Consider the following 3790-nt stretch of genomic DNA (forward strand, 5'->3'; position numbering starts at 1 on the left):
TGGTTCACTGCCCACCCGACATCAATTGTGATTAATCCGTTGGTGGGCAGTGGCTAGCCATGGGCTATGGCTTGGTGAATCGGTATGGTTCACTGCCCACCCGACATCAACTGTGATTAATCGTTTGGTGGGCAGTGCCTAGCAATGGGCTTGGGCTTGGTGAATTGGTCTGGTTCACTGCCCACCCTACAGACTGATTTAATTACCCCAAGTTATGACTTTTGTCAATAACTTGGGGTAATTTTTATTTCTCAAATAAAATTTTTAAATTTGCTGAAATCCTTGCTTATACGCTGTTTCGCCGTTTTTGTAGTACATAAGTACCATAAAATTCCCTTCTAGAAAAAAAAATATTACGCTTTTTGCATAATTATCTAAATCCAGGTGGATAGCTTTTATAGATACCTAATTAAAATCTTGAAAAAATTCAGGAGTAAGTTTCATGGCGCTTGTATTAATGGGCGGAGATGGTAAAGATACCCTGATTGGCGGGGATTGTGATGATACCCTGGATGGCGGAGATGGTGATGACAGGCTCGGGGGTAATGCTGGTGATGATAGCCTGATTGGCGGAGCTGGTGATGATACCCTCAGGGGTGATGATGGTGATGATAGCCTGGATGGCGGAGATGGTGATGACAGGCTCGGGGGTAATGCTGGTGATGATAGCCTGATTGGCGGACTTGGTGATGATACCCTCAGGGGTGATGATGGTGATGATAGCCTGGATGGCGGAGCTGGTGATGATACCCTGGATGGCGGAGCTGGTGATGATAGCCTGGATGGCGGAGCTGGTGATGATAGCCTGGATGGCGGAGATGGTGATGACAGGCTCGGGGGTAATGCTGGTGATGATAGCCTGATTGGCGGAGCTGGTGATGATACCCTCAGGGGTGATGATGGTGATGATAGCCTGGATGGCGGAGATGGTGATGACAGGCTCGGGGGTAATGCTGGTGATGATAGCCTGATTGGCGGACTTGGTGATGATACCCTCAGGGGTGATGATGGTGATGATAGCCTGGATGGCGGAGCTGGTGATGATACCCTGGATGGCGGAGCTGGTGATGATACCCTGGATGGCGGAGCTGGTGATGATAGCCTGGATGGCGGAGATGGTGATGACAGGCTCGGGGGTAATGATGGTGATGATAGCCTGATTGGCGGACTTGGTGAAGATACTTTGTCTGGGGGCTCAGGTGAAGACACTCTGTTTGGGGGCGATGGTAACGACTCCCTTCTCGGTGGCTCAGATAATGACACTCTTCTGGGTGGCTCAGGTAATGACTCCCTGTCTGGGGACTCAGGTAACGACTCTCTTCGAGGTGGCTTAGGTAATGACTCTCTGTTTGGTGGCTCTGGTAATGATACCATCGTAGGTGTCGATCCCACCAGTAGCAATCCAGGTGTTAATGAAATTGATATCTTAACCGGAGGAGCTGGTGCTGATACATTTGTGCTTGGAGATAGCAGCAATGCTTACTATGTCGGGGCAGGATGGTTTGGTTTCAATGATTACGCTGTAATTACGGATTTCCAATCTGGTATAGATACAATTCAACTCCATGGAGCAATCGGCGACTATACCTTTGGGCCTAACTTTATCTCGATGAATACTCCTTCCCTGGAGGTTATTGCTATAGTGTCTGGTGGCTATGCCCTAGGGGATCTGATCTTTGTATAACGATTAGTACACGGTGGGGGAAATAACTGACTAGTTAAAATCTCCTTGATTTGATTAGTTCCCTGTTCTGTGTTTTCATCCTAAGGTGGGCAGTGCCTAGGCCGTGTTTTCAAAGTTTTCCGCAAGATTTAGATCCCCCCCAACCCCCCGCGCGGAAGGGGGGAGCCATTCTCAAAGTCCCCCTTTTTTAAGGGGGATTTAGGGGGATCTCCGAGTTTGAAAACACGCCCTAGTAATGCTATGGCTTGGTGAATTGGTCTGGTTCACTGCCCACCCTACATCAATTGTGATTAATCGTTTGGTGGGCAGTGGCTAGCCATGGGCTATGGCTTGGTGAATCGGTCTGGTTCACTGCCCACCCTACATCAACTATGCCAGGATTTTCTGAAGAAATTTCATAGTGATTAAATAGGTTGGCTTCACACCTGTTGTTCCCAATCCCCCCGAAGCTAAGGTGCTGCCAGTCAACAAGGGGTTATCAGAAGCATAGTAAGCATAACGCAGCTTTACCTTATCATCAATACTTTTTCGGATCATAGAAGCAGCTTGAATTGCCTTTTGTAAGTGTGCTCCTTCCATCTCCAAGCCAATCACATTCCAAGATGAACTTTTGAAGTAAGCTAAAATATCAGAGTTTTGCAAAGAGGTTCCCATTACTGTCACCAACGCTCCTTCATAAATGGGGATGCCATCATCTTGAAAATCCTCACTCTTTAGCTCATTAACAAAAGGATAATTATCTGCTGTTCCCTCAAAGATGTGTGCCGTTGGTAGCATTAAATCTCCCTTTTTACCCACCAATATTCCCGCTTTTCCCATTACCGAAATCGACTTCACATTAAGTTTTTTGGAGTGCCCGCTGGTTTGATAAGGTTTGAGTAATTCATCCATAATCTCAAACGCTTGTTCCCCAAAGGCATAATCCATTACCAAGATAACTGGCTTTTCCTGTTCAATTATGTTAGGATTAATTGGTAATTCAGGGGAAAGCAAAGCCAGGGGTAACATAGCAGTATCAAAAATCTGTACGTGGATATTTGTCCCAGCTCGATCGGCCAGATAAAACATCCCGTTTTGCAAGGCAAACTCCCTAACCTCTTGGTTTAGGTGGGCGTTTTCTGGTAAACTTAACTCACGGGCAATTTCCTCAATTTTTTTGTCCTGTCCCAAGGTTGGTTTCAGTGCTGATGGCGCAAATAAGCAATTCATCACGCTATGCAAATTCGCACTAATAATATGGAGTGGGCGCTCCCATAAATTGTTTTCTAACAGAAAGCCTTTAACATCACTGGCCCACTGCGCCCCGTGGATATGATGTCCAATCCGCTCCCGGAGTGTGGAACTGAAAGTAATTTTGCGATCGCGTTGGGATTGGACTTCTTCCATCGCCACTCGACCCAGCCAATAGATAATATCAAATAGACCATTATTGTCAGAGCTAGCCTGAGCAAGGCGATGGTAAGCGTGTTTGGTTTCTTCAAACGTACGTCCTAAAAGAGTACTTAAGTAAGAAAAAGCTCGATGCTGGACTTCCAGGTCTTCTGACACCAACGACTTAGGATTATCCGGGGATTGTTGACCTGTAACCATTTCTTCGAGCTTTATCCACTCTCGTGTCGGTTGACCTTCCTCCAGAGCATGGTCTCTAATTTTATTAGCTTCGATATAAATAAAAGTCAGATGGGTAAGAATGTCATAAATCTCGCTACGCCCTCGGGTAATTTCGATCAGCATCGTTTCTTCATCAATGCGGTAGCAATTACGGCGACGTTTAGCAGGAACAATTGTCTCAAATCCTGATTGACTATACCCTTCTGCCGCCACCAGTTTCACAAAACGACACATTTCCATGCCGCAGGGTAAGCGATCGATAACATAAACTAGACCATTCAATTCCACTTTCTGTGGGTCAGCAATGGAGCCATAAATTTCTGGTTGCAAAGTCAGCAACGCTTGCCTCAACGCTGCACCAGAAGCACCCCCCGGCTTGTAGTATCCTCGGATAAATAGATGTCGCATGATCACATAAATCCGTTCGATAGCAGCCCGAGATTCTTGAGCGCGAGTTCTTGGCGGAACCGGAATAGTCATACAGAGGCTCTGTTA

General features: G+C 46.4%; 2 protein-coding genes. One reads left to right on the plus strand and one right to left on the minus strand.

What is annotated here, in order from left to right; translation table 11 throughout:
- Positions 1 to 442 precede the first annotated feature (442 nt).
- Positions 443 to 1684, plus strand: a complete 1242-nt coding sequence (locus tag F6K38_RS20885) for a calcium-binding protein (RefSeq protein ID WP_287357318.1) — start codon at positions 443 to 445, stop codon at positions 1682 to 1684.
- Positions 1685 to 2053: 369 nt separating this feature from the next.
- On the opposite strand, the gene F6K38_RS20890 is transcribed toward F6K38_RS20885, so the two are convergent.
- Positions 2054 to 3775, minus strand: a complete 1722-nt coding sequence (locus F6K38_RS20890; protein WP_287357319.1) for a DUF6909 family protein — start codon at positions 3773 to 3775, stop codon at positions 2054 to 2056.
- Between the last annotated feature and the right edge of the window lie 15 nt (positions 3776 to 3790).

Source organism: Moorena sp. SIO3B2 (genome assembly GCF_010692525.1).
Lineage (GTDB): Bacteria > Cyanobacteriota > Cyanobacteriia > Cyanobacteriales > Coleofasciculaceae > Moorena > Moorena producens.

Coding starts and splice junctions, on each gene's coding strand:
- F6K38_RS20890 (WP_287357319.1), bottom strand. CDS start 3,775: ATGACTATTCCGGTTCCGCCAAGAACTCGCGCTCAAGAATCTCGGGCT.
- F6K38_RS20885 (WP_287357318.1), top strand. CDS start 443: ATGGCGCTTGTATTAATGGGCGGAGATGGTAAAGATACCCTGATTGGC.